Source organism: Vagococcus carniphilus, assembly GCF_014397115.1.
Taxonomy (GTDB): domain Bacteria; phylum Bacillota; class Bacilli; order Lactobacillales; family Vagococcaceae; genus Vagococcus; species Vagococcus carniphilus.
In genome coordinates this window covers 2642241-2668526 of record NZ_CP060720.1, presented here as the reverse complement: position 1 = coordinate 2668526, position 26286 = coordinate 2642241, and the positions used below count along the sequence as shown (strand labels likewise).

General features: G+C 31.4%; 21 protein-coding genes. 15 read left to right on the top strand and 6 right to left on the bottom strand.

Annotation, left to right across the window (positions count from 1 at the left end; translation table 11 throughout):
• Positions 1-82 precede the first annotated feature (82 nt).
• The 4 genes from nrdD to H9L18_RS12935 all read left to right on the top strand — a co-directional run bounded on the left by nrdD (position 83) and on the right by H9L18_RS12935 (position 6479).
• Positions 83-2275 (top strand): anaerobic ribonucleoside-triphosphate reductase, encoded by a 2193-nt coding sequence (gene nrdD, locus H9L18_RS12950; protein WP_126792710.1) that lies wholly within the window; start codon positions 83-85, stop codon positions 2273-2275.
• A 75-nt stretch (positions 2276-2350) separates the two neighbouring features.
• Positions 2351-2929: an anaerobic ribonucleoside-triphosphate reductase activating protein gene (gene nrdG / locus H9L18_RS12945; RefSeq protein ID WP_126792708.1), complete on the top strand. Its 579-nt coding sequence runs from the start codon at positions 2351-2353 to the stop codon at positions 2927-2929.
• Positions 2930-3075: 146 nt separating this feature from the next.
• On the top strand, positions 3076-4704 hold the full coding sequence (locus H9L18_RS12940; RefSeq protein WP_126792706.1) for a CAP domain-containing protein: 1629 nt from the start codon (positions 3076-3078) through the stop codon (positions 4702-4704).
• A gap of 158 nt (positions 4705-4862) precedes the next feature.
• Positions 4863-6479 (top strand): CAP domain-containing protein, encoded by a 1617-nt coding sequence (locus H9L18_RS12935; protein ID WP_126792704.1) that lies wholly within the window; start codon positions 4863-4865, stop codon positions 6477-6479.
• 25 nt (positions 6480-6504) lie between these two features.
• Here the strand turns inward: H9L18_RS12935 and H9L18_RS12930 are convergent, their stop codons facing one another.
• On the bottom strand, positions 6505-7524 hold the full coding sequence (locus tag H9L18_RS12930) for a hypothetical protein (protein ID WP_126792702.1): 1020 nt from the start codon (positions 7522-7524) through the stop codon (positions 6505-6507).
• A 129-nt stretch (positions 7525-7653) separates the two neighbouring features.
• On the opposite strand from H9L18_RS12930, the gene H9L18_RS12925 reads away from it, so the two are divergent.
• Positions 7654-7983 carry a DMT family transporter gene (locus H9L18_RS12925; RefSeq protein ID WP_126792700.1) on the top strand — a complete coding sequence of 110 codons (330 nt, stop codon included), beginning with the start codon at positions 7654-7656 and terminating at the stop codon, positions 7981-7983.
• 168 nt (positions 7984-8151) lie between these two features.
• Here H9L18_RS12925 and H9L18_RS12920 read toward each other — a convergent pair whose 3' ends face one another.
• On the bottom strand, positions 8152-9192 hold the full coding sequence (locus tag H9L18_RS12920; protein ID WP_126792698.1) for a sensor histidine kinase: 1041 nt from the start codon (positions 9190-9192) through the stop codon (positions 8152-8154).
• A gap of 6 nt (positions 9193-9198) precedes the next feature.
• Positions 9199-9873 carry a response regulator transcription factor gene (locus H9L18_RS12915; protein ID WP_126792696.1) on the bottom strand — a complete coding sequence of 225 codons (675 nt, stop codon included), beginning with the start codon at positions 9871-9873 and terminating at the stop codon, positions 9199-9201.
• 191 nt (positions 9874-10064) lie between these two features.
• Here H9L18_RS12915 and H9L18_RS12910 point away from each other — a divergent pair, with 191 nt between their 5' ends.
• The 6 genes from H9L18_RS12910 (at position 10065) to H9L18_RS12885 (ending at position 20134) form a co-directional block, all read left to right on the top strand.
• On the top strand, positions 10065-10556 hold the full coding sequence (locus H9L18_RS12910; RefSeq protein WP_126792694.1) for a hypothetical protein: 492 nt from the start codon (positions 10065-10067) through the stop codon (positions 10554-10556).
• A 144-nt stretch (positions 10557-10700) separates the two neighbouring features.
• Positions 10701-11468, top strand: coding sequence for an ABC transporter ATP-binding protein (locus H9L18_RS12905; RefSeq protein WP_126792692.1), 768 nt, complete (start codon positions 10701-10703; stop codon positions 11466-11468).
• A complete protein-coding gene (locus tag H9L18_RS12900) occupies positions 11455-13521 on the top strand; it encodes an ABC transporter permease (RefSeq protein ID WP_185847444.1) in 2067 nt (688 codons plus the stop codon). Before H9L18_RS12905 ends, H9L18_RS12900 begins: the two co-directional genes overlap by 14 nt.
• 143 nt (positions 13522-13664) lie before the next feature.
• Complete coding sequence (locus H9L18_RS12895) at positions 13665-16238, top strand: YfhO family protein (RefSeq protein ID WP_185847443.1); 2574 nt, start codon at positions 13665-13667, stop codon at positions 16236-16238.
• Between the two features lie 50 nt (positions 16239-16288).
• Positions 16289-17374 carry a M42 family metallopeptidase gene (locus H9L18_RS12890; protein ID WP_126792686.1) on the top strand — a complete coding sequence of 362 codons (1086 nt, stop codon included), beginning with the start codon at positions 16289-16291 and terminating at the stop codon, positions 17372-17374.
• A gap of 207 nt (positions 17375-17581) precedes the next feature.
• Complete coding sequence (locus tag H9L18_RS12885) at positions 17582-20134, top strand: hypothetical protein (RefSeq protein WP_126792684.1); 2553 nt, start codon at positions 17582-17584, stop codon at positions 20132-20134.
• Positions 20135-20186: 52 nt separating this feature from the next.
• On the opposite strand, the gene H9L18_RS12880 is transcribed toward H9L18_RS12885, so the two are convergent.
• The 3 genes from H9L18_RS12880 to H9L18_RS12870 form a co-directional block, all read right to left on the bottom strand.
• Complete coding sequence (locus tag H9L18_RS12880; protein ID WP_126792682.1) at positions 20187-20783, bottom strand: TetR/AcrR family transcriptional regulator; 597 nt, start codon at positions 20781-20783, stop codon at positions 20187-20189.
• A gap of 64 nt (positions 20784-20847) precedes the next feature.
• Entirely contained in the window at positions 20848-21528 is a 681-nt protein-coding gene (locus H9L18_RS12875; protein ID WP_126792680.1) for an ABC transporter ATP-binding protein, read from the bottom strand.
• A 4-nt stretch (positions 21529-21532) separates the two neighbouring features.
• The gene (locus tag H9L18_RS12870) at positions 21533-22612 is read right to left on the bottom strand and encodes an ABC transporter permease (protein ID WP_126792678.1); all 1080 of its coding nucleotides are present in this window, start codon (positions 22610-22612) and stop codon (positions 21533-21535) included.
• Between the two features lie 254 nt (positions 22613-22866).
• On the opposite strand from H9L18_RS12870, the gene H9L18_RS12865 reads away from it, so the two are divergent.
• The 4 genes from H9L18_RS12865 to H9L18_RS12850 all read left to right on the top strand — a co-directional run bounded on the left by H9L18_RS12865 (position 22867) and on the right by H9L18_RS12850 (position 26267).
• Complete coding sequence (locus tag H9L18_RS12865) at positions 22867-23604, top strand: MBL fold metallo-hydrolase (protein ID WP_126792676.1); 738 nt, start codon at positions 22867-22869, stop codon at positions 23602-23604.
• A 14-nt stretch (positions 23605-23618) separates the two neighbouring features.
• Entirely contained in the window at positions 23619-24626 is a 1008-nt protein-coding gene (lplA, locus tag H9L18_RS12860; protein WP_126792674.1) for a lipoate--protein ligase, read from the top strand.
• 100 nt (positions 24627-24726) lie between these two features.
• Positions 24727-25638: a phosphotransferase gene (locus H9L18_RS12855; RefSeq protein WP_126792672.1), complete on the top strand. Its 912-nt coding sequence runs from the start codon at positions 24727-24729 to the stop codon at positions 25636-25638.
• Positions 25635-26267 (top strand): carbon-nitrogen hydrolase family protein, encoded by a 633-nt coding sequence (locus H9L18_RS12850; protein WP_126792670.1) that lies wholly within the window; start codon positions 25635-25637, stop codon positions 26265-26267. The genes H9L18_RS12855 and H9L18_RS12850 overlap by 4 nt, the downstream gene beginning before the upstream one ends.
• Positions 26268-26286: the final 19 nt, after the last annotated feature.

The window sequence follows — 26286 nt, the reverse complement described above, 5'->3', positions numbered from 1 at the left end:
ATATTTAACACTATATGTAGTTGAAAAACTGAAATAATTAAGCTATCATATACTAGAATGAAACAAAAGGAGACTGAGTAAGATGATTGAAATCAACGAAAAAAGGGCAGATTTAACAGAGAATAGTTCTGATTTGAACAATATCCAAGTGATCAAGCGTGATGGCCGAGTAGTAAGATTTAATGAAGTTAAAATTACTAATGCCTTATTAAAAGCTGAAAAGAAAATAAATGGAGCAGTTCAACCTCATTCTGAAGCTAGAATCGAAGAATTAGTTGATTTAGTCATTGAAGAAATTATCCAACGATTTAATCATAATGTGAAAATTTACGAAATTCAAAATATTGTTGAGCATATCTTACTTGACAACCAAGAGTATAAACTAGCAGAAGAGTATATTAATTATCGTACAAGTCGTGACTTTGAAAGAAGTCGTGCAACAGATATTAATTTCACTATCGGAAAACTGCTAAATAAAGACAGCCAACTAGTTAATGAAAATGCGAATAAAGATAGTGATGTTTTTAATACGCAACGAGATTTAACAGCAGGGATTGTAGGAAAATCAATTGGTTTGAAACTGTTACCTCCTCATGTGGCTAATGCCCATCAAAAAGGAGATATTCATTACCATGACTTAGATTACCATCCATATTCACCGATGACTAATTGTTGTTTAATCGACTTTAAAGGTATGTTGAATAATGGGTTTAAAATTGGAAATGCAGAAGTAGAAGCACCGAAATCGATTCAAACAGCAACTGCACAAATTTCTCAAATAATTGCAAACGTTGCTTCAAGTCAATATGGTGGTTGTTCTGCAGATCGAATTGATGAATTTTTAGCACCATTTGCTGAAAAAAATTATTTTAAACATTTAGAAGATGCAAAAGAGTGGATTGAAGATGAAAGCCGTCATGATGCTTATGCAAAATCTAAAACACAAAAAGATATTTTTGATGCTATGCAAAGCTTAGAATATGAAATCAATACTTTGTTTACCTCAAATGGGCAAACACCATTTACTTCATTAGGATTTGGACTTGGGACAAATTGGTTTGAAAGAGAAATTCAAAGAGCTATCTTCTTAAACCGTATTAAAGGGTTAGGGGAAGAACATCGAACAGCTATTTTCCCTAAACTAATTTTTTCAATTAAAGACGGTGTTAACCATAAAGTGACTGACCCAAATTACGATATTAAAGAACTTGCTTTAGAGTGTGCTACTAAGAGAATGTATCCAGATATTTTAAATTACGACAAAATTGTTGATTTAACAGGTAGTTTTAAAGTACCAATGGGATGTCGTTCTTTCTTACAGGGCTGGAAAAATGAAAATGGTGAAGAAGTAAATGCAGGACGTATGAATTTAGGTGTTGTGACTTTAAACTTACCTCGTGTCGCTTTAGAAGCTAATGGTGACAAAGAAAAATTCTGGTCACTTCTTGAAGAGAGATTACGTACAATGAAAGATGCTTTAGTCTTTAGAATTGATCGTTGTAAAGAAGCAACACCAGCAAATGCACCTATTCTTTATATGTATGGCGCTTTTGGTGATAGATTGAAGAAGACAGACTCAGTTGATGAGTTATTTAAAAATAAACGTGCCACTGTTTCGTTAGGCTATATTGGTCTTTATGAAGTAGCAGCTAGTTTCTATGGTGGCGAATGGGAAAATAATCCTGAAGCCAAAGAATTTACATTAGATATTTTACGTTCCCTTAAAGGTCATGCAGATGACTGGGGAAATGAATATGGCTATCATTTTAGTGTGTACTCAACACCAAGTGAGAGTTTGACAGACCGTTTCTGCCGAATTGACCGCGAAAAGTTTGGCGAAATTGAAAATATTACAGATAAAGAATATTATACAAATAGTTATCATTATGATGTTAGAAAAAATCCAACACCTTTTGAAAAACTGGATTTTGAAAAAGATTATCCACAATATTGTTCGGGTGGTTTCATCCATTATTGTGAATATCCAGTACTACAACAAAATAGAAAAGCATTAGAAGCTGTTTGGGATTATTCATATGATAAAGTAGGATATCTTGGAACAAATACACCAATTGATCATTGTTACGAATGTGATTTTGAAGGTGATTTTAACCCAACAGAGCGAGGATTTGAATGTCCACAATGTGGTAATAATGATCCTAAAACATGTGACGTAGTGAAGAGAACGTGTGGTTATTTAGGTAATCCACAAGCTCGTCCAATGGTTCATGGTCGCCACAAAGAAATTTCTTCTCGTGTTAAACATATGAAATAAAATTTAATGAAGAGTGGGGTGTGGTAAAAGAGTTAAAACTTTTACCATATCCTCTTTCATTTAGGAGACGATAAGATGAAAAATCCTAAACCAAAAGAATGGACTGCTGAAAAATGGAGTAAAGGCTATATTGCTGATTACAAACCTTTCATGTTTGTTGATGGTGAAGGAGTAAGATGTAGCATTTACGTGAGTGGCTGTTTATTTGCTTGCGAAGGGTGCTTTAATAAAGCAATTCAAAATTTTAATTATGGTACACCTTTCACGCAAGAGTTGGAAGATCAAATCTTCCAAGATTTAAACCATGAATCAGTTCAAGGGTTGACTCTTTTAGGAGGAGAACCTTTTTTAAATACACAAGTCTGTTTGAAAATTGTTAATCGCTTTAGAGATGAGTTTGGTCAGTCTAAAGATATTTGGTCATGGTCTGGTTATACTTTTGAAGAATTACTATTAGAAACAGAAGATAAATTAGATTTATTATCTAAAATAGATGTTTTGGTAGATGGTCGCTTTGAATTAAGTAGACGTGATTTGACGTTACAGTTTAGAGGTAGTAGCAATCAACGTATTATTGATGTTCAAAAATCTTTAGAAAAACAAGAAGTGGTTATTTGGGAAAAATGCCTGGATAAAGAAAGATATTATGATTAGAATAAGGATCGTCTATTTAAGACGGTTCTTATTTTTTTTGATTCCATTATGTTATTTTTAAATGTTTTATAAACAAATAAAACTAATTAGTGTATAATTGTAATTGTGAAAAGGTTTACAACTATAAGAAAGGAAGTTGGTTAAGGATGAAAAAGAGAAATATAGCAACGTTGGTATCTGTTATTGGGTTGTTTGGTTTGGCTAGTGCGACGCTTTCTAATGCTGAGGAGGTAACATCTAGCGAAAAAAATACTGTTGAAAGTACGATTGAAGTTAGTTCGTCAGTAGAAAAAGAAACGGTAGAAAGTACTCAAGAATCGACAGAAACAGCAGATTCTGTGGAAGATGTAGCAAAAATGAAAGCAGCTGTGCCAGAACCTGCTAAAAAATTACCTCAAGGTGATTATATTAGTGATGGTAGTTATGTAAAAATCATGAAAAAGAATTATGATATGTGGGGAAGTTTTGAGTGGCAACCCAAAAATAATTCAACAGATTTTTATCAACAGATATTAAAAGCTAAAGGTCGTTATGAGCATTCAAATGGCTCAACTTATTACACTGTTTATGATAAAGATAATGTGTGGAGAGGCTATATTAACGCAAAAGCAACAAAAAAAGTAGCAGCTCAAGGTGAATACATTAAAGATGGTAGTTATATAAAAATAAAAAATGGAAATTACAGTACATGGCAAGATTTTAATTGGAAAAAAAGAGGCAGTGCTAATTCATTAAAAGGAAAAGTATTAAAAGCAAGAGGACGTTATGAACATTTTAATGGTTCAACCTATTATTCAATTTTTGATAACAAAGGTAAATGGCAAGGTTACTTAAGTGCTGCTGCTGTGTCAAAAACAAAAGTCCAAGGTGACTATATAAATGATGGAAGTTATGTCAAAGTTTCCAAAAAGAACTATGATATGTGGCAAAACTTCGGCTGGAAGAAAAAAGCAAATACTAATAGTTATTATGGTAAAATTTTAAAAGCAAAAGGTCGCTATGAACACTTCAATGGCTCAGTTTACTATTCTATGTTTGATAATAAAGACAGATGGTGTGGTTATTTAAATGCGAATGCAGTTTCTAAAACAACTGCTGAAGGACCTTATATTAAAGATGGTCGCTATGTTAAAATAGCTAAAAATAATTATCAGTTATGGAGAGACTTTAAGTTTAATCAAAGAGGAACTTCAACTAACTTAAAAGGTCAGACATTACAAGTAAGAGGTCGTTATGAACACTTTAATGGCTCAACATATTATTCATTATATGATGACTTAGGTTTATGGAGAGGTTATGTAAATGCAGGAGCAACGACTAAATCATATAAACAAAATGTTGAGTTATCAGCATCTGAAGTGAAAAAAGCTCAAGCTGAAATGTTACGTTTGGTTAATAATGAACGACGTAAAAATGGTGTAGCTGAATTAAAAAGAGACGACGCTTTTGATAAAGCTGCAAACTATCGCGCAAGAGAATTAAAACAAAAATTTGATAATAAACGACCAGATGGAACAGATTCATTAACAGCTATTAAAGAAGCTGGTGTGGATGTAACAAGTTTTGGATTTGGTGAAAACAGCGCTTATAATAATGACATCAGAGATAAGAAAAATGATGGTAAGAAGATGGCCAATTTATTATTTAAACAATGGTCTAATTCTAAGAAACATAAAGAAATGATGCTAAATGAATACTGTAATTATGCAGGATTTGGTTTCTATGTATCTCAGGGAATGCTTTATGGTATCCAAACTTTTGTTGTTGTTTGGTAAAATAAAAAAGTTTGAAACTAAGTATGAATTAATTTTTCATACTTAGTTTTTTGTTTTAATTTATTAGTTTTTTGAAAGTTGTAAATAGTTAATTCATAATAGTGTATAATAAAAATGTATAAAAAGTTTGTTGGAAAAAAGAAAGGACGTTATTCAAAATGAAAAAGACCAAATTAGTCACATTTTTATCGGTTCTAGGTTTGTTTGGGTTAGCTAGCACAACTATTTCTAGTGCAGAAGAAGTAAGTTCGTCTGAAACACTAACGACTGCAGAAATAAGCAAAACAGAAGTTTCTCAAGAAGTTGTAGAAAGTACAAAAGAATCATCAGAATTAACAGAAGAGTCGACAGAAAATTTCTCTAAACTAAAAGCTTCAGCACCGATTCAGGAGAAAAAACTACCACAGGGCGACTACATTAGCGATGGTAGCTATGTTCAGATTGTTAAGAAAAACTATGATATGTGGGGTAGTTTTAATTGGCAAACTAAGAATAATTCAACAAATTTTTATCAACAAATTTTAAAAGCAAAAGGTCGTTATGAACATTCCAATGGAGCAACTTATTATTCTTTATATGATCATAAAGATGTTTGGCAAGGTTACCTTAATGCAGGAGCGACTAAAAAAGTATCTGCTCAAGGAAATTATATTAGTGATGGCAGTTATGTTACGATAAAAAGTAAAAACTATGATTTATGGCAAAATTTTGAGTGGAAGAAAAAAGGAAAATCTAGCTCATTGTTTGGAAAAGTGTTAAGAGCAAAAGGCCGCTACGAACATTTTAATGGCTCAACTTATTATTCATTATATGATAATAAAGGAAAATGGCATGGCTATTTAAATGCGAGTGCAACCTCTAAAACAAACGCTCAAGGAAATTACATCAACGATGGTAGTTATATTAAAATAACTAAGAAAAACTATGATACTTGGCAAAATTTTGGCTGGAAGAAAAAAAATAATACTACTAAATTGTATGGTAAAGTGCTTAAAGCAAGAGGACGTTACGAACATTTTAATGGTTCAACTTATTATTCAATCTTTGATAATAAAGGAAACTGGTATGGTTATCTAAATTCAAATGCTGTAACCAAAACAAAAGCTGAAGGCCCTTATATTTCAGATGGTCGTTATGTAAGAGTAACTAAAGATAATTATGATCTATGGGATAATTTTAAATTTGATTTTAGAGGAACTTCAGAGAACTTGAAAAACCAAGTACTCCAAGCAAGAGGTCGCTATGAACATTTTAATGGTTCGACTTATTATTCATTATATGACGATTTAGGATTATGGAGAGGTTATATTAACGCAGGTGCGACCAAAAATGCTTCTAAACCAACTGTTGAATTATCAGCGGCGGAAGTGAAAAAGGCTCAAACAGAAATGTTGCGCTTAGTTAATAATGAACGACGTAAACAAGGTATTCATGATTTAAGACGTATGAGTCCGTTTGATACTGCTGCAAATTACCGAGCAAGAGAGTTAAAAATACTATTTGAACATGAAAGACCAGATGGTAGTGATATAGGCACTTCGTTAGAAGAAGCTGGAATTGATGTTAGTAATATTGGTTTAGGTGAGAATATTGCTTATAACATGAATGTAAAAAACAATGGTAAAGAAGTAGCTCGTAAGTTATTTAAGCAATGGATGAATTCTAAAGGACATAGAGAAAATATGTTGAGCGATCAATATGATTATATTGGATTAGGTTTCTTTGCATCTGAAGGACGTGTATACGGAGCACAGTTATTGATTGTGGTAGACTAATAAAAAAAGGAAACAACATGACTTTTTAATTTTGTCTACGTGCTGATAAGAAATGTCGGATAATTAAAAGAATTGCTCCGAGTGATATAATAAAAGTTAAACTCATAGCGGTTTTCTTAGGTCGTTTATCCCTAAGTGGAGCTAAATGGTTGTCTGCTTTATTTAGTTCGTTTAGCGTCTTAGCATTTCGTTTAAATGGCTTGAATTCGTAATCAGTTGAGCCTTTTTTATCTTTCAAGGTTAATTGAATAATTTCAGGCGTTGCTTTGTAAGAGAAAGTAAAAATACCTTTGTTATCTGGTTTAACTGTTTTATTTTCAAATTCAGAGAAATGAATAATAATATCAGTATTTTTTGGCACAGTTCCAGTTATTTTATTCTCATTGGCTTGGTAATTAAGTGAAGTAATAATAGCATGTGAATTATTTTTTTCAAGTAATAAAATGTGTTCATCACTATAATTTCCAACTGAATTAAGAGCAATTAATTGCATTGTTTTAGGAGAAACTTTAGGGTTGTACTTGCCTTCAAAAAAACCATTATTATCAGGATGACAGTTAAAAATATCATCATTTGCTTTTAAGTAAACATTTGAATCTTGTTCTGAGACTTTAAAAGAAAATCTTGTTTTAGTTGTATCATAGCTAACGTTATCAAAGAAAATAGTTGCCTGTTCATTTTCTACAAGATATGGAAATTTTCCAACATAGTTTTTTCCATCAGTTGTGGAAAAGGCTAATTCTGTTTTAAAGTTACCCATACTCATGGTGTTTGCCCTTTGATTGCCAGAAAAATCAATCTTCTTAATTTTAAGTTGGTGAACTTCTTCAATTGTTTCTTTGAAGTCATTAGGTTGTATGCTTTCTCCTTGTTGGACGGTAGCATAGACCGGATTCTTTTCAGTGTCAACTTCAAGCTTTTCTGATTTAGCCACATTTTTTGTTATCTCAATGGTATTTTCAGTAGACTCTTCCCCGTGGGAAATAGTAGCCCCACTCACTAAAAATGGTAGGCAGCAAATCAGTAGAAAACTAATTTTTTTCATTTAAAAAACCTCCCGTTATTGCCTCAATTGTACTGCCGAAACATAGGAAATACAAGGCTTTATAAAATATCTTTTGATTCTTTCATAATGTGGTAAAATAAGTTGAATTTAGAAGAAGGAGATTGGGGCATGATTAAAGGATATTTATTTCTATTAGTGGCTATTATTGGTGAGGTAATTGGCACTAATCTATTAAAAGCGACAGAAGGTTTTTCGAAACCTTTACCAACTTTATATACAGTAATCGCTTATGTTATTTCGTTTTATTTTTTATCACTTTCTTTTAAAACGATTCCAATAAGTGTGGCATATGCTATTTGGGGTGCTATTGGTATTATTTTAATTACTATTTTTTCAGTAGTCGTTTGGAAAGAGCCTTTAAATGGAATGACGATTGTCGGCTTAGGGTTTATTATTATTGGAACAATCATGGTGAATTTATTTGGAACAGGGCATTAATTCATTAATTAGGAAAAGTTAGGACATTGTTTTTTCACATTTACAGGATATTATATAAATATACCAACAAAACAACCCTAACAAACTTTTTCATTTTACTTACTTAGGTGTAAGTAAAACAACTCCTTTTTTTAGGCCATCACGTAATTGTGATGGCCTATTTTTTATTTAAATCATAAATGACTCTTCTGTTTCAGAGTAATAATTCAAATGAGGAAATAAAATTTGAAATGAAGTTCCCTTTCCAAGTTGAGATTCAACATAGAGATGATGTCCTAATTTTTCTGCTAGAGATTTTGCCAGATAAAGGCCTAATCCCGTAGAGTTAGTTTCTTCATTTCGGCCATTTTTACCTGTAAAACCTTTATCAAAAATACGTTGTAAATCTTCTTGGGGAATACCTATTCCTGTGTCTGTTAATGTTAACCAGACCCCACGGTCATTTTTACTAAGAGAAACACTGAGGCTTCCTCCTGAGTCAGTGTATTTAATGCCATTATTGATTAGCTGATTTAAAATGAATTCCAACCATTTTTCATCTGTTAAAACAGCAAAATCTTCACCTTCTAAAGAAAATTTAATATTATTTTGAATAAAATAATCGGCAGATTTTCGGACAGTCTGTTGTACCATTTTCTTTAGTGAATAGGATTTTATTAAATAATCTTTTGAAAAGCTATCTAAACGTGAGTAATAAAGGACTTGTTCAACATAGTCATCCATTCGTTTAAGATTATTTCTTAATTGATTAAATCGTTTCTCGGAAATGTCATCTTCAATGGTTTCTGAAATTAAATTTAAAGAAGCAAGTGGGACCTTGATTTCATGTACCCAACTATCAATATAATCCTTTTGCTCTTGTGATTGTTGTTTTACATCATTAAGTAGTAAAAAGTGTTCTCGATGCATCTCATTAAAGTAATCTTGGTACAATGTTTCTTCATGACTTCTTGCATCCATTAAATTGGGTGTTTCAACATATTGGTTTGAGTTAACTTCCATTTGTTGCCAAAATTTCTTCTTTCTAGTGTAATCCAAGCTAAGAAAAATAAAGACTAGAATAAATCCAAGAAGAGCAATATAGACAAGAGAAGGCAAATTAAATTTAACTTCAGGAGTTAACCAAAGAATGAAACCTGTTAAACTGATTAGACTAATCCATAACAGAATAAGTCTAAATTGATCTCTTAGGTAATTTGTAAATGTCATAGTTTTTTAAGGAATTATGTAACCTTGTCCTACTTTGGTTTCAATATAGTTACTAATTCCAGCTCCTTCTATTTTTTTTCTTAAGCGATTAATGTTAACTGTTAAAGTGTTGTCGTCAACAAAGCGTTCATCGTCCCAAAGAGCTCTTAACAATTTTTCACGACTAACAATTTTTCCAGCATTTTTCATTAAAATTAATAACAGTTGAAATTCATTTTTACTTAGTTCAACAGGATTATCTTGAATAAGCATTGTGCTGTTTTCCATGTTAAGCTTCAAACCACGATGTTCCATACTAGAACCTTCAGATTTAGAATAATCATAAGTTCTTCTAAGTAAGGCGTTGACTTTTGCAATTAAGATATCCATTGAGAACGGCTTGTTAACATAGTCATCTCCACCAATATTCATAGACATAATAGAATCAGCATTTGTATCTCGACTAGAAATAAAGATAATCGGATTTTTAGAAATTTCTCTAATTTTTTGACACCAATAGTAACCATCAAATACAGGTAGATTAATATCTAGTAAGACAAGGTGTGGTTCTTCTTCTTTAAAAATATCAAGGACACGTTTAAAATCTTTTACTTCAACCGTTTCAAATCCCCATTTTTCTAGAGACTCTGTAACCAGTTCGCGAACAGTTTCATCATCTTCTACAATCATTATTTTCATTATCGTAACGACTCCTTTTGTAGTTTCAAATTAATTATACCTAAAAAAGAATAAGATAGCATGAGACTTATGTCTGATAAAAAGAATTTAGTAATAAATGATATTTCATATACAAAAATAGATGGATATTGTGTATAATTAAGTAAGTATATTCAAATGATATAGTACATATTATCGGAAGAGGTGTCGATAAAATGAAGGGTCTAATTGTTGTTTTTGTATTGGGTGGTATTCTTTTTATTGGAAGTAGCTGTGCTAAACAAGAAACGTTTAGAGAATACGATAGTGAAAAACGTGCATTGAATTTACAGGATTCTTTTGATTATGATCATAAGGAAAGCAAAGTATTTACACAAAATGAACTATTAGCAGATGTGAAATTATCAGGAATTGACACAGTTTGGGAACTAGATTGTTCAACATCAGATTTTTTAGATATTAATTATCATTCGGAAAATAAGGCTGGAGAATTCAAAGTAATTTTGGTTAAACCAAATCATAAAGTAGAGACGCTTTTTGAGAATACTGATAAAGGAACAAAGAAGAAGAAAATGCCTGCTGGAAAAAACTATATTAGAATTATTGGTAATCAGAGTGATGCGGCTTTTGGGATAAAATATCAAGTTGGTAAACAAACTAAAATTATAATGAATCAAGTTAAAGATAATTATCAAGCTCCAAATTAGAAAGATGTGGAATGGAAGAAAAATACTTTCATCTCACATCTTTTTCTATATGACAATACTGTAAGTTTCTTTTTATATTTTTAGATGTTAGAAAAACCAAAAAATTGATAAGATAAGGATAGAAAAAAACAGGAGGTAAAAAATGTGCAACGAATTGTCGAAGTAGATCATTTATCTAAAATTTATGGTAGGAAAAGTAACCCTACAAAAGTACTTGAAAATATTTCTTTAAATGTAGACAAAGGAGAATTTGTAGGAATTATGGGACCAAGTGGTGCCGGCAAAACAACTCTTTTAAATATGCTATCAACGATTGATCAACCAACTGTTGGAACGATAAAAATAGGTAAACAAGATATAACTCGTATGAAAGAGCGTCAATTAAGTGATTTTAGAAGAAAAGAATTGGGTTTTATCTTTCAGGATTTTAACTTAATGAATTCACTAACAGTAAAAGATAATATTATGTTGCCTTTGGCTTTAGATAGAGTTCCTGTTAAAGAGATGGAGGAAAGATTAGCTCATGTCACATCTATTTTAGGAATCAATCAAATTGTAAACTCTTATCCGTCTGATATTTCGATTGGACAAAAACAACGAGTGGCAGCTGCTAGAGCCATTATTACTCATCCTCAACTTATTTTAGCAGATGAACCAACAGGCTCTTTGGATTCTAAGTCAGCAACAGAATTACTCCATTATTTGTCACGATTAAATGAAGAGGAAAAAGCAACGATTATTATGGTAACTCATGATGCTTTTACAGCAAGTTACTGCCACCGAATTCTTTTCATTAAAGATGGAGCTATTTTTTCTGAAATTGTCAGACAGGGAAGTAGAAAAGAATTCTTCCAAAAAGTCATTGATATGCAAGCGGCCATTGGAGGCGGTGTTAGTCATGATGTTGTCTAAGTTAGCCTTTAAAAATGTCAAAACACAATTTTCTTATTATTTGATGTATTTTGTCAGTATGGCTTTTTCGGTAATGGTTTATTATAGTTTTGTTTCGATGAGTTTTGATGAGGCTCTTTTAACGAGAGCATCTAATGATATGCGAATAGATGCTGGATTAAGATCTGGTAGTGTGATGATTATTCTTTTCATTATTCTTTTTATGTTTTCTGCGAATAGCTTTTTTGTAAAAAGACGTAAGCGAGAAATAGGGTTATATAATCTGCTTGGGATGAGAAAGAGTCAGATTGGTACTTTATTTTTTGTAGAGAACATGATTTTAGGAATATTTGCTCTTATTACAGGAATTCTGTTAGGGGTTGTTTTTTCTAAGCTTTTTGCCATGCTTTTATTAAAGGCAATACAAGTTCCGATATCTAGTAGTTTTATCTTTTCTCTAGAAGCTATGTTAAATACTATTATTGTTTTCATGATTATTTTGGGAATTGTTTCCATTAGGACAGGCGCAACAGTTTACCGTTATAAATTAATTACGTTATTCAAAGCAGACCAACAGAGTGATGGCAATTACCAAATTAAATGGTATAACTGGGTTTTTGGTTTGATTGGAATTAGTTTATTAATAACAGGCTATACACTTGCCAAACGCTTTTTAGATTTCATGATATGGATGGAGTTAACTTACAACACACAAGGAATGTCTATGCTGATAGGTCCTTTATTAATTTTACTGATTTGTGTTATAGGGACTTATCTAACATTTGGTCATTTTCTTGCAATCGTCCTTTTTCTCGTCCGTAAAATGAAAGCTCATTACTATAAAGATATTAATATGGTCACAACAGGAAATTTAAGTTTTCATTTGAAAAAAAATGCCATGACATTTGCAACAATTGCTGTCTTATCTGGAACAGCTCTAGCCGCTATTGCAGGGGCTGCCAGTGTTCAATCTTTTACACTTGAATTAAGTGATTCAACAAACCCTGCTTCGTATAGTGTTACCACTCCATATTACAAAGAAGTTAAACAAGTTTTAAAAGAAGAAAAAGCTGAAATTTTAAATGAAGCAACGTTAAACTTTAAATATGTTGGAGCAAAAATTGGTTATACGATAAACGGTGAACATGAAGAAGAGGATAGTTTTTATAATGTTATGTCATTGAGTAATTATAAAGAAGTACAAAAGTTAATTCCTAAGGCTAAACCGATTGAGTTGAAGGAAGAAAAAGATGTTGTGATTTTAGGAGGTTCTAATCAAGTTTATCTTGATCAGGTCGTTACCTTTGATAAAGCAGGAACGCTTGGAACAATTGGAAAAGTAAATATTATTGAAGCTCAAGCTGATTATTTAGGAAATGTTCGAGATATGCGTCTTTCGTATAACGCGATTGTTGTAACGGATGCTCTATATCAAAAGTTGAATGCTAAATATAGCTACGATTATCACTTAATTAATGTTAAGGGTGCTGATGAAAATGAAACTTTAGCCAAAACCTCTTTAAAAAAATTGAATCATCTTTCTGATAAAAAGAGCTATATTATTGGAAATACAGTCTATAAAAATGGGAATATGGTAGATGAGGTAAAAGAATTAGAACAAGTAACAGAAGATACTCTACCAAAGGGATATAGTAAACGAGATGCTTTTAGTATTCGCTATCCTTATCATAATAGTTTAGTGAAAAGTACAGGACTTCTCATTTATGTGGCTGTCTTTTTAGGAATGGTCTTTATGATAGCAACAGGAAGTATTATTACGCTAAAACAGCTGTCAGAAGCAGAAGATGAAACAAGTAGGTACAGTATGTTAAGGAAACTTGGAACACCAAGACAAATGATTAAACGAAGCATCTATAAACAAAATTTTATTGTTTTCTTTGCGCCTCTTTTGGTCAGTTTACTCCATGCTTATTTTGCTCTACAAGTGTTATTTGTTTTAATTGGCAAACCAACATTATTACTGACTTATATTTCAGTCGCCTTTTTAATTATCATTTATGTCGCCTTTTATTTTGCTACATCTTCCTCATATAATAAAATTGTTAACTCTTAAATAAAAGAAATTGATTAGACAATAAAACATTTTTGTTTAATCAGCTTCTTTTTTTCTTTTTTCACTAAAATATAAATTGCATTTTTGATAGAATATAGGTATGGTTAAGAGTGGTTTTTAATGAAGGATAAATGGTGATTATAATGAAAAAGAAAAATAAACTAATGGCTTACTTAATTAGTTTTATTCTCCCACTAGCTGTGTTAACGATGGTGTGGACAATTTTAGGCCTTGCGCCTTTTGGTGATAAAAATTTAATGGTTAGTGATTTGGGATCTCAATACTTACCTTTTTTAACTGGCTTTAAGCGCTTCTTTACGGACGGGGGAGAAAGTCTTTACTCTTTTGCAAACGGAATAGGCGGACCAATGGAGGCAACGATAGCGTATTATTTAATGAGTCCATATAATTTTATCGCGTTACTATTTCCGTATAATTTAATGCCAGTAGCGGTTCTTTTGATTATATCTTTAAAGATAGCAACGATGAGTCTATCAATGTATACCTATTTAGATTTACACTATAAGCAGTCAAACCCATTAACACAAGCTTTTGCTTTAGCTTACAGTTTATGTGGATTTGTAGTGGTGTATTTATTAAATTTTATGTGGTTAGACGTGTTAATTTTATTTCCTATTTTAGTGTTAGGTTTAGAGCGTTTGTGGCATGAGAAAAAATATGGTTTGTATGCTGTAACGTTATTTTTTACAATTTTAACGAATTATTACTTAGGTTATATGGTTTGTATCTTTGCCGTGATGTATAGTGTTTTTATTTATTATTTAAAATTTGAACGTAAACCGGCAAAAAAAATAAGTGTCTTTTTAAAACGTTGGCGTCTTTTTTTTACAACCTCTTTATTAGCAGGTGTTGCAACTGCTTTTATGCTTGTTCCGGCAATTTTAGGTATGCTTCAAACAGGAAAATCAAGTTTCCATATGCAAGATTTCCTATTGAAACCAAGATTTGGTGTTGAAGTATTCTCTCAAATGGGATTAGGAACGGTTAATTATGATATTAGGCTGGACCATTTACCAATGATTTATTCTGGTGTTTTTGTATGGCTTTTGGCTTTTTTATATTTTACTTTACCTATTGTCCCCAAAAGAAAGAAAAGAGCTATGGGGGCATTATTAGTTGCTATCTACTTTAGTTTCTTTTTTGAGATGTTTAATACAGTTTGGCATATGTTCCAAAGTCCAGCTGGCTTTCCGTATCGTAATGCCTTTATTTTTAGTTTTATTTTAGTGAAGCTAGCCTATGAAACTTATTTGTATTCACGTTTAACAGAAGACAAAGAAATCGTGAAGAAACGATTATTGCTAGCAGGTGTGTCATTTTCAGTTCTATTAAGTATTGGCCAAGTTTTTTTAGTCTTACAATCTAAATCAGAGTATTTATTATCTAATAAATATTTCCTATTAAATTTAGCCATTGTGTGGATATTAGTCTTGGTATTATCACAAAAAATATCAACTAAGAATTATATGTGGAGATGGATTTTAATTCTTTGTATCTCCCTTGAATTGGGAGGAAACCTCTGGATATCGATGAAAGATATTCCTTTTGGTAATCAAGATATATATGCCCAGATGTACACAGAGCAAGAAATGTTAATCAAGTATCTTAAAAGTGGACGAGATGACTTGTTTAGAATTAATCAAAAAGTAGAAACAGAAATGATGGGATATAAAGAAACCAATAATGGCTATAATAACCCAATGCTATTTGGTTATGCAGGAGTTTCAAGCTATACGTCAACTTTAGATTCAAAAGTTCAAAATACCTTAACGGATTTAGGTTTATACTCCAAAAATGAACGACGTTTTTCTTATGTGGATGAGTCGCAAGTCGCTAATCTTTTATTAAATGTTAACTATACAATTAATCCAAAAGAATTGACGAATAAGGAATTATTAGAAGAAAAAGATTTAGCAAATATATACAAGAATAAAGAAGCGGTAGGAACTAGCTTTTTAGCGCCTGTTGATTTAGCCAAAGTTAAAATAAACAAAGGTGAAGTAATTCAAAATCAAGAAGCTATTTTACAAAGTATTAAACCTTTAAAAAATGAAAAATATTTCAAAACAATGGAAAAAATACATACGACTAAAGAAGTTGATTTGTATGAAATTAAAGGGCAAGTTGCTGCTGATGGAAGTAATTACCTTTATTTGCCCAATGCTATTTGGGATAATGTGGAATATTTTGCTGTAAATGGAAAAGAAATTAAGACAGATGTTTTGATTATTACCAACCAGCTTTTCAATTTAGGTGATTTTAAAGAAGACGAACAGATAAAAATCCAACTGAAATTGAAGAAAAAAATAGAAACAAGAGATATGACTTGGGTGAGTTTGGATCAAGAGAAGTTTGATGAATTAATTAGATATCTAAAAGATTATTCTAGTCCTCTAAAAGTTGATAAACGAGGCGATTTAGAGGGAAAAGTTGATGTAGTAGATGAAAATGAATTAATGTATCTTTCAATCCCTTATGATGACAATTGGCTTGTTACCGTTGATGGAAAAAAAGTTCGACCAGAACAAATTGTAGGCGACTTTATAGGCATCCGCTTAGACAAAGGAAATCATACAGTTAGATTATCTTATCGTTCAAAATCATTTACATTAGGTTTAATAATCAGTTTAGTTACACTAGCTATATCTTTTGTTTTAGTTATTTATTTAAGAAAACGAAATATGAGAGAAATTTAATAAAAAGAGTGCTATACTTAAGATTATAAAAATAAAATGAGGTGACTTACGTGTTAGAAAAAGAAGAAGAATTGTTTTTAAAAGAACTAACAGATGCTAAAGGTGTTCCAGGAAATGAAGACCAAGTTCGTAATATCTTTAAAAAATATGCAGAACCACATGCTGATAAGATTCTTTATGATGGTTTAGGCGGAATTAACGCGCGTCATATTGGTGATAAAGAAGGTCCTAAGGTCTTGATTTCAGGTCATATGGATGAAGTTGGTTTCATGGTAACTAAGGTAACAGAAAAAGGATTCTTAGAGTTTCAAACATTAGGCGGTTGGTGGGGACAAGTTATGCTTGCCCAACAAGTAACTATTACAACAGGTGAAGGTAAAGAAATTCACGGTGTGATAGGTTCTAAACCTCCTCATGTATTAAGTGCAGAAGCGCGTAAGAAACCATATGAAATTACTGATATGTTTGTTGATATTGGTGCTTCAAGTGATGAAGAAGCTCGTGAATGGGGTATTAAACCAGGTGACATGATTACTCCTTACATCGAATACCAACGATTAAATGGTTCTAAATATTTATTAGCAAAAGCTTGGGACAACCGTATTGGAACAGCAGTTTCATTAAAAGTATTAGAAAACTTAGCTAAAGAAGGACATCCTAATATTCTGTTTGCCGGAAGCAACGTGCAAGAAGAAGTTGGACTTCGTGGGGCAAGAACTAGTACGCATTTAGTTAACCCAGATATTGCATTTGCGCTAGATACAGGAACTGCAGGAGATACACCGGGAATGACTCCTAAAGAAGCTGATTCAGTTTTAGGAAAAGGCCCTCAAATTATTATTTTTGATGCGTCTATGATTCCTCACAAAAAATTACGTGATTTTGTGATTGGCGTTGCAGAAGAATTAGAAATTCCATTCCAATATACTGTGATCACAGGTGGAGGAACAGATGCAGGTACTCAACATATCACAAGAGATGGAATTCCTTCATTAGCAATTACTGTCGCAACTCGTTACTTACATTCACATACATCAATTATCCATGAAGATGACTACTTAAACACAGTTAAGTTAGTGACAGAAGTTGTGAAACGCTTAGACGACGAAAAAGTAAAAGAATTACGTGGTTATTAATAAATAAAACTAAAAGCTCAAATTTCTATAAATGAAATTTGAGCTTTTTTTGTTTAAAATAATAAACTATATTGACTTTAAAATATTTTAAAATTGTTGAATAACTATTTATTAAACTTTATTAAACAGTTGTATGTTATTGATATAGAAAATAACATAAGTTGATGATATGATGAAATTGTTAAATAAAAAAAAGGAGAATGAAGGATGAAAAAAGTTAAGTTTTATTTGGTTGTATCTGGCTTATTTCTTAGTGTATCTGTTGGTAGCGTTTACGCAGAAGAGTTAAAAATTCCAGAAATAGGAGAAGATGAGGTTGAAATCACTAGTTTAGATGTTGCTAATTATTCTTTAGCTGAAAGTTCAAGTGAAGCAGTTTATTTACCTAAAAAAGAATTAGCTAAAGTTAAATCGCTTCAAGAAAAATATAAAAAAGAAGTAACTTATTATGCAAATGATATGTTTACTGAATACCCTGTTTTTGAAAATGGAACATATAAACTAGGGAAATTTAATAAGGAAGCATTGATATCAGTAGAGAAACAATTAAACTTTTATCGAAATTTAGCTGGTCTTTCTAGTATTCCACTTACTGAAAAAGATACGGAATTTGCACAACATGGAGCGATTGGTCTAGCTGCTACTAATCAATTTACACATTATTTAGGAGAGTATGACAAGCCGGCTGATATGCCTCAGAGTTTTTGGGATATAGCAACAAGTGCAACAGAATCCTCTAACCTTCATTATTTTAGTGGAACAGGTTATTGGTATTCATTGAATTATGTTTTAGATTCTTTTATGGAAGATTCAGGGTCTAATAACCGACAAACAGGACATAGAGCTCATATTATGGGATTACCTATAACGTCATTTGGTGTGGGATACGCCTCAAATTCAGCAACATATTCATCTTTGTATCCTAACCTAAATTATGGAACAATTGATAGTCACTATAGTAAAGATTTTGTTACTCAATGGCCATCTAGTGGTTACTTCCCAATCCAAACTTATAATAAACAAAGTAGTACAAATATGAGATGGTCTGTTTTTTTCAATACAAAAGAATATGAGGTTGGAGATAATGTTTCTGTAGAAATTAAAAATAATAAAACAGGACAAAAGATGAATGTAGTTGATGATTCAAATGGTGGTGAATTAACAGCATTTAATTCTGATTCTGGTTACTATTCATTAGGTGGTTATGCAATTGTTAACTTTAAGCCTAATGATAATTTTAAAATTGAAAAGAATACAGAATATACTGTAAAAGTTGCGGGTATGTTAAGGGATGGCAGACCTTCTAATTATGAATATAAGATTCATATGATTGATGTTGAAGGAGAGTACCGAGATGAAGAGCTATTAGTTAAGGAATTAGAGGCATATAAAGTTTCATCAAAAGCAGCATTAAAAAATTACAAGAATCCTAAAGAGTATCGTCAAACTCAACAGAATGAACTAATTGCTATTTTGAATGAAGCAAACAGCAAGATAGAAGCATCAAAAGATAAAGCAGCTGTTGATGTTATCGTAAAGGCAAGTAAAAATAGAATAGATAAAATAAAAACAAATAAAGAATTAACTGAAGCAGAGAACCAATTAAATAAAAAAGAGTTAGAGAACTACAAAATTACATCAAAAAAAGCATTGTCTAGCTACAAAAATTTAGCCAATTATCGCTCAGCTCAACAAAATGAAATTAAAACTATCTTAAATGAAGCAAACGGTAAAATAGAAACAGCAAAAGATAAAGCATCAATCGATACAGTTTTAAAGACAAGTAAAGCGAAAATGGATGCAGTAAAAACAAATCAACAATTGACTGAAGCTGAAAAAGAATTAACTGCAAAAGAATTGACGAATTACAAAGAAAAGTCTAAAAAAATATTATCCGGTTATAAAAATCCAAATGACTATAAAGAAGAACAAAAACAAGAATTAGCAAAAATTTTGAGTGAAACAAATCAAAAAATTAATAAAGCTTCTTCAAAATTAGAGGTTGATTCAATAAGTAAAGAGGCCAAAATAAGACTAGATAAAGTTAAAACAAATAAAGCAGAAGGACCATATATCGAAGATGGTCGTTTTGTGACAATTAGTAAAAAAGGCTACAGTACTTGGTCTAACTTTAATTGGAAAAAACGAAATGAATCGACTAAATTATTGAATAAAACATATCAAGCAAGAGGTAAATATATTCATAACAATGGTTCAACTTACTTGTCGTTATATGATAACCAAGGTAAGTGGCAAGGTTATATTAATGAAAAGGCTGTTAAGGCAGGAAGTGGCAAGCAAGGAGCCTATATAAATGATGGAAGATATGTCACAATTTCTAAAAGTAACTATGATGTATGGTCTAATTTTAGTTGGAAAAGAAAAATAAAAAGTAAAAGCATCTTTAATAAAACTTATCAAGTCAAAGGTCGTTATGAACATTTCAACGGCTCAACATATTATTCTCTATATGATAGTAAAGGAAAATGGCAAGGATACATTAATTCAAATGCTACAAAGATGGGACAAGGTAAACAAGGTGCATATATTAGCGATGGACGTAAAGTAAAAGTTACGAAGACTAATTATAATACCTGGTCTAATTTTAATTGGAAAAAACGTCACTCATCAAAAGACATAGCAGGTAAAACATTTATAGCACGCGGCAAGTATAATCACATAAATGGTTCAACATATTATTCTCTATATGATAATAAGGGTAAATGGTATGGTTATATCAGTCAACACGCGGTAAAATAAAACTAAAATCAGCACACTTCTTAAAAAGGTGTGCTGATTTTTTTGAGTTTATTTATTTAATTCCTTTAGTAATCCATTTAACTCGGTAGCGATAATCCTTAACTAGTTCTTCTGTGGACCAATCATTGGCTATGTAACCAGTTAAGGCGTTCATAACCAACTCCATAATGAAAAAGAGAAAAGCAATAGATTCATCGTAATCTTCCATCATAATCTGATTAGCTTCCAAGATGTCTGTCCATTTAGTCAAAAGAGGAGAATCTTCTGTTAAAGGAAATCTTTTATAGGCTGATAGATCATTTGATTCAGTTAAAAGGCGTAAACTTTTCCAATAGTCACTCTCATGATTTAGTTCACTACACCAAATTAAGTATTTTTCGATTCCTAAAAAGAATTGATTTTTATCATTTTGGATGTAGGTAATAATATCTTGATGGATAATCAAGGCATACTTGTTTATTACGTAGGTATAAGCATCATCTAAATCAGTGAAATATTTATAAAAAGCACCACGAGACATTTTCATTTCACTTACAATTTCAGATACTTTAACTTGGCTAATTGGTTGTTTGAAAAAAATATTTAATAAAATGTTTTCAATCGAGTTTTTCTTATCATTAGATAGGTTTAAAAAGGTATCGTGAGGCATTCCTTAAACCCCTTTCTATGTTCCTTTGATTTTCTTCACTCTCATTTTAACATAAATTGAATGACTAGAAATCTTTAACTTCTATCAGTTCTCCGTCTTTCATTTCAAACACACGGTCACTCCATTTTATCATTCGATGATCATGAGTTACCATAACAGTTGCTTTATTTTTTTCATGAGCTTCCTTGACTAGTAATTTAACAACCTCATAAGCATGTTCAGTATCAAGGCTAGCAGTAGGTTCATCTGCTAAGATAAGATGGGGATCGTTATACAATGCTCGCCCAATTGCAACTCGTTGTCTTTCACCACCTGATAAATCTTTTGGATACTTATCCTTCAAGTGGCTAATATCAAGAGATGTCAGCAATTCCTCAATTTGTTGATCTGTTTTTTTATTTTTATTGACTTTATCCACTAAATGAAATTGCTCCTTAATCGTTAAAAAGGGAATTAAGTTAGAAGCTTGTAAAATAAAACCAATCTCTTTAAACCTTAGTTTTGCTCGTTCTTTTTCAGATAAGTGAGAAAAAGAGATATCGTTGATTCGAATGTCACCACTTGTGGGTTGCTGTAGACCTCCTGAAATAGTTAAAAAGGTACTTTTACCAGAACCAGAAGGACCAATAATACTAATAAATTCACCTTGTTTAACTGTAAAGTTAACATTTTTTAATGCGTGAATATCAGAGGTTCCTTGTTTAAATGTTTTTCTAATATCTTTCATCATTAACATATCTTTCATGTTCTTAACCTCCAATTGCTTTCATAGGATCAACTTTTGTTACAGTACCAATAGAGAATAAACTACCTAGAATTGTTACCACTAGTAAAATAAGACTATAAATTAACCACAGAGTCATAGCAACATTAAATGGCATAGCGCCAGGTAAGATGAAACTTGTTCCGTAAGCTAAACCAAAACCAATAGCAATTCCTAATAAGCCAATCATGAATGATTGTTTAATAATTGATTGAATGATGAAGCTATTTGAAATTCCCTGAGCTTTCATAACACCAAAAATACTTGTTTTTTGAAGCGTCATGACATACATGAAAATACCGATGATTGCAGTGACGATAAAGAATAGAAAGTAAATCATCGCATTTAATGTTAAATTTTGTGCAGAATAACCAGGTAAATTTTCAATGAAGTCTGCCGTAGCTAAGTGTTTAAGTTGCGGTTTACTATCTTTATTAATTGAAGTAACATTTTTCTTAGTAACAATAGCGTTAACTGGTAATTCTTCAGGGTTTATCGAGAAATCTTTGCCATATTTGATTTTAGCAGTATCTTCCACAGAAGCATAAATGACAGGAGTTACTGTATAAAATGTTTCAGGGAATATACCAACAACCTTCATTGACATGTCATCGCTACCTATTTTTATCTTATCCCCAATAGAAAAGCCTTTATCAGCAAGATTTTGAGAGATAATCATTTCATTTTTTTGTTTAAAAATGTTTCCTTTAGTTAGTTTAGGAAGTAAAAAAGCATTGGATGTGGTACCAAAAAGAGTAACATCTAATTTTTCTTTTTGACTGTCAACAGCACCACTGTAAATAGATAAAGGGGCTTTTGATGAATCAGTAGAAACGTCTTTTAGATTTTTAAGACTTAATTGGGAAGCCGCTAAGTTTTTGTTACTATCCTCAGAAAGAACAATAGTCTCACTATTCCAATCGACAATAACCTGTTTAAATTCATTTGCTAATCCATTTGCTAAACCAGAAAGCATGAAAACTGCATAGGAAATTAACACAATAATCCCAACAATTAATGTGTATTTTAATTTTGAATAATTCATTTCTTTTAAAGCTAAAAACATAAAAATTCTCCTTTACTAAAATAAATTAATAGTGACGAATTGTCACTTTTTTAAAGTATAAAACAAAAGTGACAATTTGTCACTAAAAAAGATTTGAAAAATAAAATAAAGTTTTTGGTAAATACAAGATTGTTCCAAAAGAAGCATTTTAAGACAGTATTTTCACAAAAAAAGGGTGTTCAATCTCTTTTAATTGTGGAATAATCATAATACAAGTAAAGTATAAATAGATTGATTGTTATAGGAGTGACAAAATGAAAGTAACAGTACTTGGCTATTGGGGTGGTTTTCCTTTTAACAATGAGGGGACGTCATCTTATTTAATAGAATCTGATGGTTTTTCTTTATTATTAGATGCTGGAAGCAGTACGTTGATTCAATTAGAAAAAGTAATGGACCCGCTAGAATTAGATGCAGTCATTTTAACGCACTACCATCATGATCATGTGGCAGATCTTGGCGTCTTACAGTATTTAAGACAGTTAAAACCAAAAGAACCTGTAGCAGAATTACCAATTTATGGGCATCAAGAAGATCAAAAGCATTTTGAAGAATTAACGATGGCAGGTATTTCTCTAGGCGTACCATATAATCCAGAAAAAACATTAACAGTTGGTCCTTTTAGTATCAATTTTATTAAAACAATCCATCCAGTCCCTTGCTACGCTATGCGGATTGAGGAAAACACAACTGGAAAAGTTTTTGTATTCACTGCTGATACGGGATATTTTGCTGAATTAGACTCTTTTTGTGAAAAAGCAGATTTATTGATTACAGATACTTATTTTTTAGAAGGAATGGAAAATCATCATGCCCATTTAACTTCTAGAGAAACAGGAGAGTTAGCAAAAAAAGCACAAGTTAAAAAGTTAGTTTTGAGTCATTTAAGACAAGATATTGATTTAGAATTATTAAAAGAACAAACAGAAAAGTATCATGAGAGCAGTATTGAAACATTACTAGCATCGACTCAACTACAAATAATAGTTTAAAAGGAGAATGAATGATGATTTTTGTATCAAATGAAGAAATTACAGACCCACGAATTAACTTAGCAATTGAAACTTACCTAGTACAAGAGATGCCGGTTGAGGAACCAATTCTTTTATTTTATATCAATGAACCGTCTATCATTATTGGACGTAATCAAAATACAATTGAAGAAATCAATACAGATTATGTAGAAAAACAAGGAATCCATGTTGTTCGTCGCCTTAGTGGTGGAGGAGCAGTTTATCATGATGCTGGGAACTTGAACTTTAGTTTTATCATGCCTGATGATGGTGAATCGTTTAGAAACTTTGGAAAAGTTACTCAACCAATTATTGATGCGTTACATGATATGGGGGTTGATGGAGCTGAGCTTAAGGGTCGTAATGATTTAGTAATCGATGGTAAAAAATTCTCAGGTAACGCCATGTATTCAACTAATGGCCGTATGTTTGCTCATGGAACATTGATGTTTGATAGCGATGTGAATGAAGTTGTTAATGCGTTAAAAGTGAGAAAAGATAAAATTGAATCTAAAGGAATTAAATCAATTCGCTCACGTGTAACAAATATCAAACCTTACTTAACTGATACTCATCAAAATATGTCGACTAAAGACTTCAGACAAGAAATTTTATTGAAGATTTTTGAAACAGACTCATTAGATGATGTTAATGTTTATAAATTAACAGATAAAGATTGGGAAAGAATCAATGCTATTTCTGATAAATTATATAGAAATTGGGATTGGAACTATGGTCGTTCACCAGAGTTTGATTTAGTAAGACGAAAAAGATTTACGATTGGTTCAATTGAAGCTAAAATGAATGTTTCAGAAGGTGAAATTAAAGAAATTCGTATCTTTGGAGATTTCTTTGGACTTGGTGAAATTTCAGATGTGGAAAACGTGTTGCGCGGCATAAAATATGATAAAGAAGCTATAAAAGAAGCTGTAGCAACGATTGATGTGAAGAAATATTTTGGAAATATTGAAGCTGAAGATTTAATTGAGTTACTTTATTAAATTTGTACAGTTAAAAGAAGAAACTAGATTTAATAGTTTCTTCTTTTTTTTGATGTGAAATAAATGATACAATTATAATAAAAAATGGAGATTAATCAAAATGGACAAATCATATGCTGAATTATTAACTGGATTGGAAATACTAGAAGTTTCTCCTTTTTTTAATGAGCGTTTAGACAAAGAATATCAAGTGTATTGTCTTTCGACTCGTGAGGGAAAATCGGTCGTGTTAAAAAAAGTGAGTAAAGAAGAATGTGATGCGTATCAATTATTAAATAGAGTTGAAACTTTTCCAGAGTTTATCAATCAAACGAAAGATTCAAGTGGAGAGTACTGGTTAACAACTGAGTATTTTCCAGGGGAAGACTTAAGTATTTTAAAGAAAGAAGCAGCTATCAAACTAGGAGAAAAACTAGCTAAGTTAGCCAATTGTTTTTTTGAAGAAAATGATAGTTTAAGAACTTTTTCTCCTAATCTAAAAAAACAAATAGAATCTAAATATCAATTGCTAGAGAAATTAAAAAGCAATTTAAACTTATATAAAACTTATGAAGAGTACATTATTCGTTTTAAAGAGATGCCTAAAACGATTTGTCATGATGATCTATTACCAATTAATGTTCTTTTTGATGAAAAGGGTACTCAGATTAAGATTCTTGACTTGGAACATGTTAGGTTAAGTAGTTATATATGTGATGTAGCTCGTTTTGGTGCTTTTTATTCAGGTGATGAAGTATCTTTTAAAAAAGGGTTCTCATTTTTAGATGAAGAAGAAAATATTCAGCTATTCTTAAAGACTTATTATTCTTTTTTAACGCCAAAAATAAACAAGCGATTGTCCTTTGATCAATTTATGCAAGATTACGATTTGGAATGTTTGAATCAGTATTTACTCAATATTAGTTATTTAGAAGAAATTTCTGAAGAAGGATTAAAAATAGACTGGGAGTTTTATTTCTATCAATTGGCTATTGAAAGAGTAACGCTTATAAACAAAGGAAGAAAGAAATGAAACTACTAATCGGACAACCTAAATTTGAAGTGGGCGTTAATCAACTTAGAAAAGATTTAGAACAATTTTTTGAACAAACTCTTGATTTGGTGATTTATCCAGAGGGATACTTTAATTCAGAAGCAGCCTTAAAAGAAGCCAGCTTATTAGCAAAAGAGTATTCAGTTTCTATTGTCAGTTCGGTTAGAAAAGATGGTAAAGATATAGCTGTTGCGATTAATTCAAATGGAAAACTAGTCTATTTTAGGGAAAAAACAGAAGCTGATGATCAGTCATGTTTGAGAATGCCTTTAGTTTTCTCATTGGAAGGAAGATCTATGGGGTATTTACTATGTATGGAAGTTTTAAAAGGAATACGGGATTTTCCTAAGGTAACTAATATGGATTTAATCGTGCATCCGATTGGTGTAGGAATGTTTAGTGAAGAACAATTGAATGAATGGGTAACTGAGGCTAAAAAAATAGCGATAAAGAATAAGTGCTTTATTGTAGGGACAAGTCACGCAGATGGCTCTTATAAAAATTGTGGCTACTCCATACCAATAGCTTATTGTTTTGATCAAAACGGAGATGAAATCCTTTTACAAACCAATAAAGTAACATCTAAAATAGTAGAAATTACATACTAAAAAAAAGGAAGACTCTTAT

What these genes read in the sequence shown, in the direction of transcription:
- nrdG (WP_126792708.1), top strand. Translation starts at nt 2,351, where the DNA reads ATGAAAAATCCTAAACCAAAAGAATGGACTGCTGAAAAATGGAGTAAA.
- H9L18_RS12885 (WP_126792684.1), top strand. Translation starts at nt 17,582, where the DNA reads ATGAAAAAAGTTAAGTTTTATTTGGTTGTATCTGGCTTATTTCTTAGT.
- H9L18_RS12935 (WP_126792704.1), top strand. Translation starts at nt 4,863, where the DNA reads ATGAAAAAGACCAAATTAGTCACATTTTTATCGGTTCTAGGTTTGTTT.
- H9L18_RS12870 (WP_126792678.1), bottom strand. Translation starts at nt 22,612, where the DNA reads ATGTTTTTAGCTTTAAAAGAAATGAATTATTCAAAATTAAAATACACA.
- H9L18_RS12930 (WP_126792702.1), bottom strand. Translation starts at nt 7,524, where the DNA reads ATGAAAAAAATTAGTTTTCTACTGATTTGCTGCCTACCATTTTTAGTG.
- H9L18_RS12925 (WP_126792700.1), top strand. Translation starts at nt 7,654, where the DNA reads ATGATTAAAGGATATTTATTTCTATTAGTGGCTATTATTGGTGAGGTA.
- nrdD (WP_126792710.1), top strand. Translation starts at nt 83, where the DNA reads ATGATTGAAATCAACGAAAAAAGGGCAGATTTAACAGAGAATAGTTCT.
- H9L18_RS12910 (WP_126792694.1), top strand. Translation starts at nt 10,065, where the DNA reads ATGAAGGGTCTAATTGTTGTTTTTGTATTGGGTGGTATTCTTTTTATT.
- lplA (WP_126792674.1), top strand. Translation starts at nt 23,619, where the DNA reads ATGATTTTTGTATCAAATGAAGAAATTACAGACCCACGAATTAACTTA.
- H9L18_RS12895 (WP_185847443.1), top strand. Translation starts at nt 13,665, where the DNA reads ATGAAAAAGAAAAATAAACTAATGGCTTACTTAATTAGTTTTATTCTC.
- H9L18_RS12940 (WP_126792706.1), top strand. Translation starts at nt 3,076, where the DNA reads ATGAAAAAGAGAAATATAGCAACGTTGGTATCTGTTATTGGGTTGTTT.
- H9L18_RS12900 (WP_185847444.1), top strand. Translation starts at nt 11,455, where the DNA reads ATGATGTTGTCTAAGTTAGCCTTTAAAAATGTCAAAACACAATTTTCT.
- H9L18_RS12920 (WP_126792698.1), bottom strand. Translation starts at nt 9,192, where the DNA reads ATGACATTTACAAATTACCTAAGAGATCAATTTAGACTTATTCTGTTA.
- H9L18_RS12850 (WP_126792670.1), top strand. Translation starts at nt 25,635, where the DNA reads ATGAAACTACTAATCGGACAACCTAAATTTGAAGTGGGCGTTAATCAA.
- H9L18_RS12880 (WP_126792682.1), bottom strand. Translation starts at nt 20,783, where the DNA reads ATGCCTCACGATACCTTTTTAAACCTATCTAATGATAAGAAAAACTCG.
- H9L18_RS12865 (WP_126792676.1), top strand. Translation starts at nt 22,867, where the DNA reads ATGAAAGTAACAGTACTTGGCTATTGGGGTGGTTTTCCTTTTAACAAT.
- H9L18_RS12855 (WP_126792672.1), top strand. Translation starts at nt 24,727, where the DNA reads ATGGACAAATCATATGCTGAATTATTAACTGGATTGGAAATACTAGAA.
- H9L18_RS12875 (WP_126792680.1), bottom strand. Translation starts at nt 21,528, where the DNA reads ATGAAAGATATGTTAATGATGAAAGATATTAGAAAAACATTTAAACAA.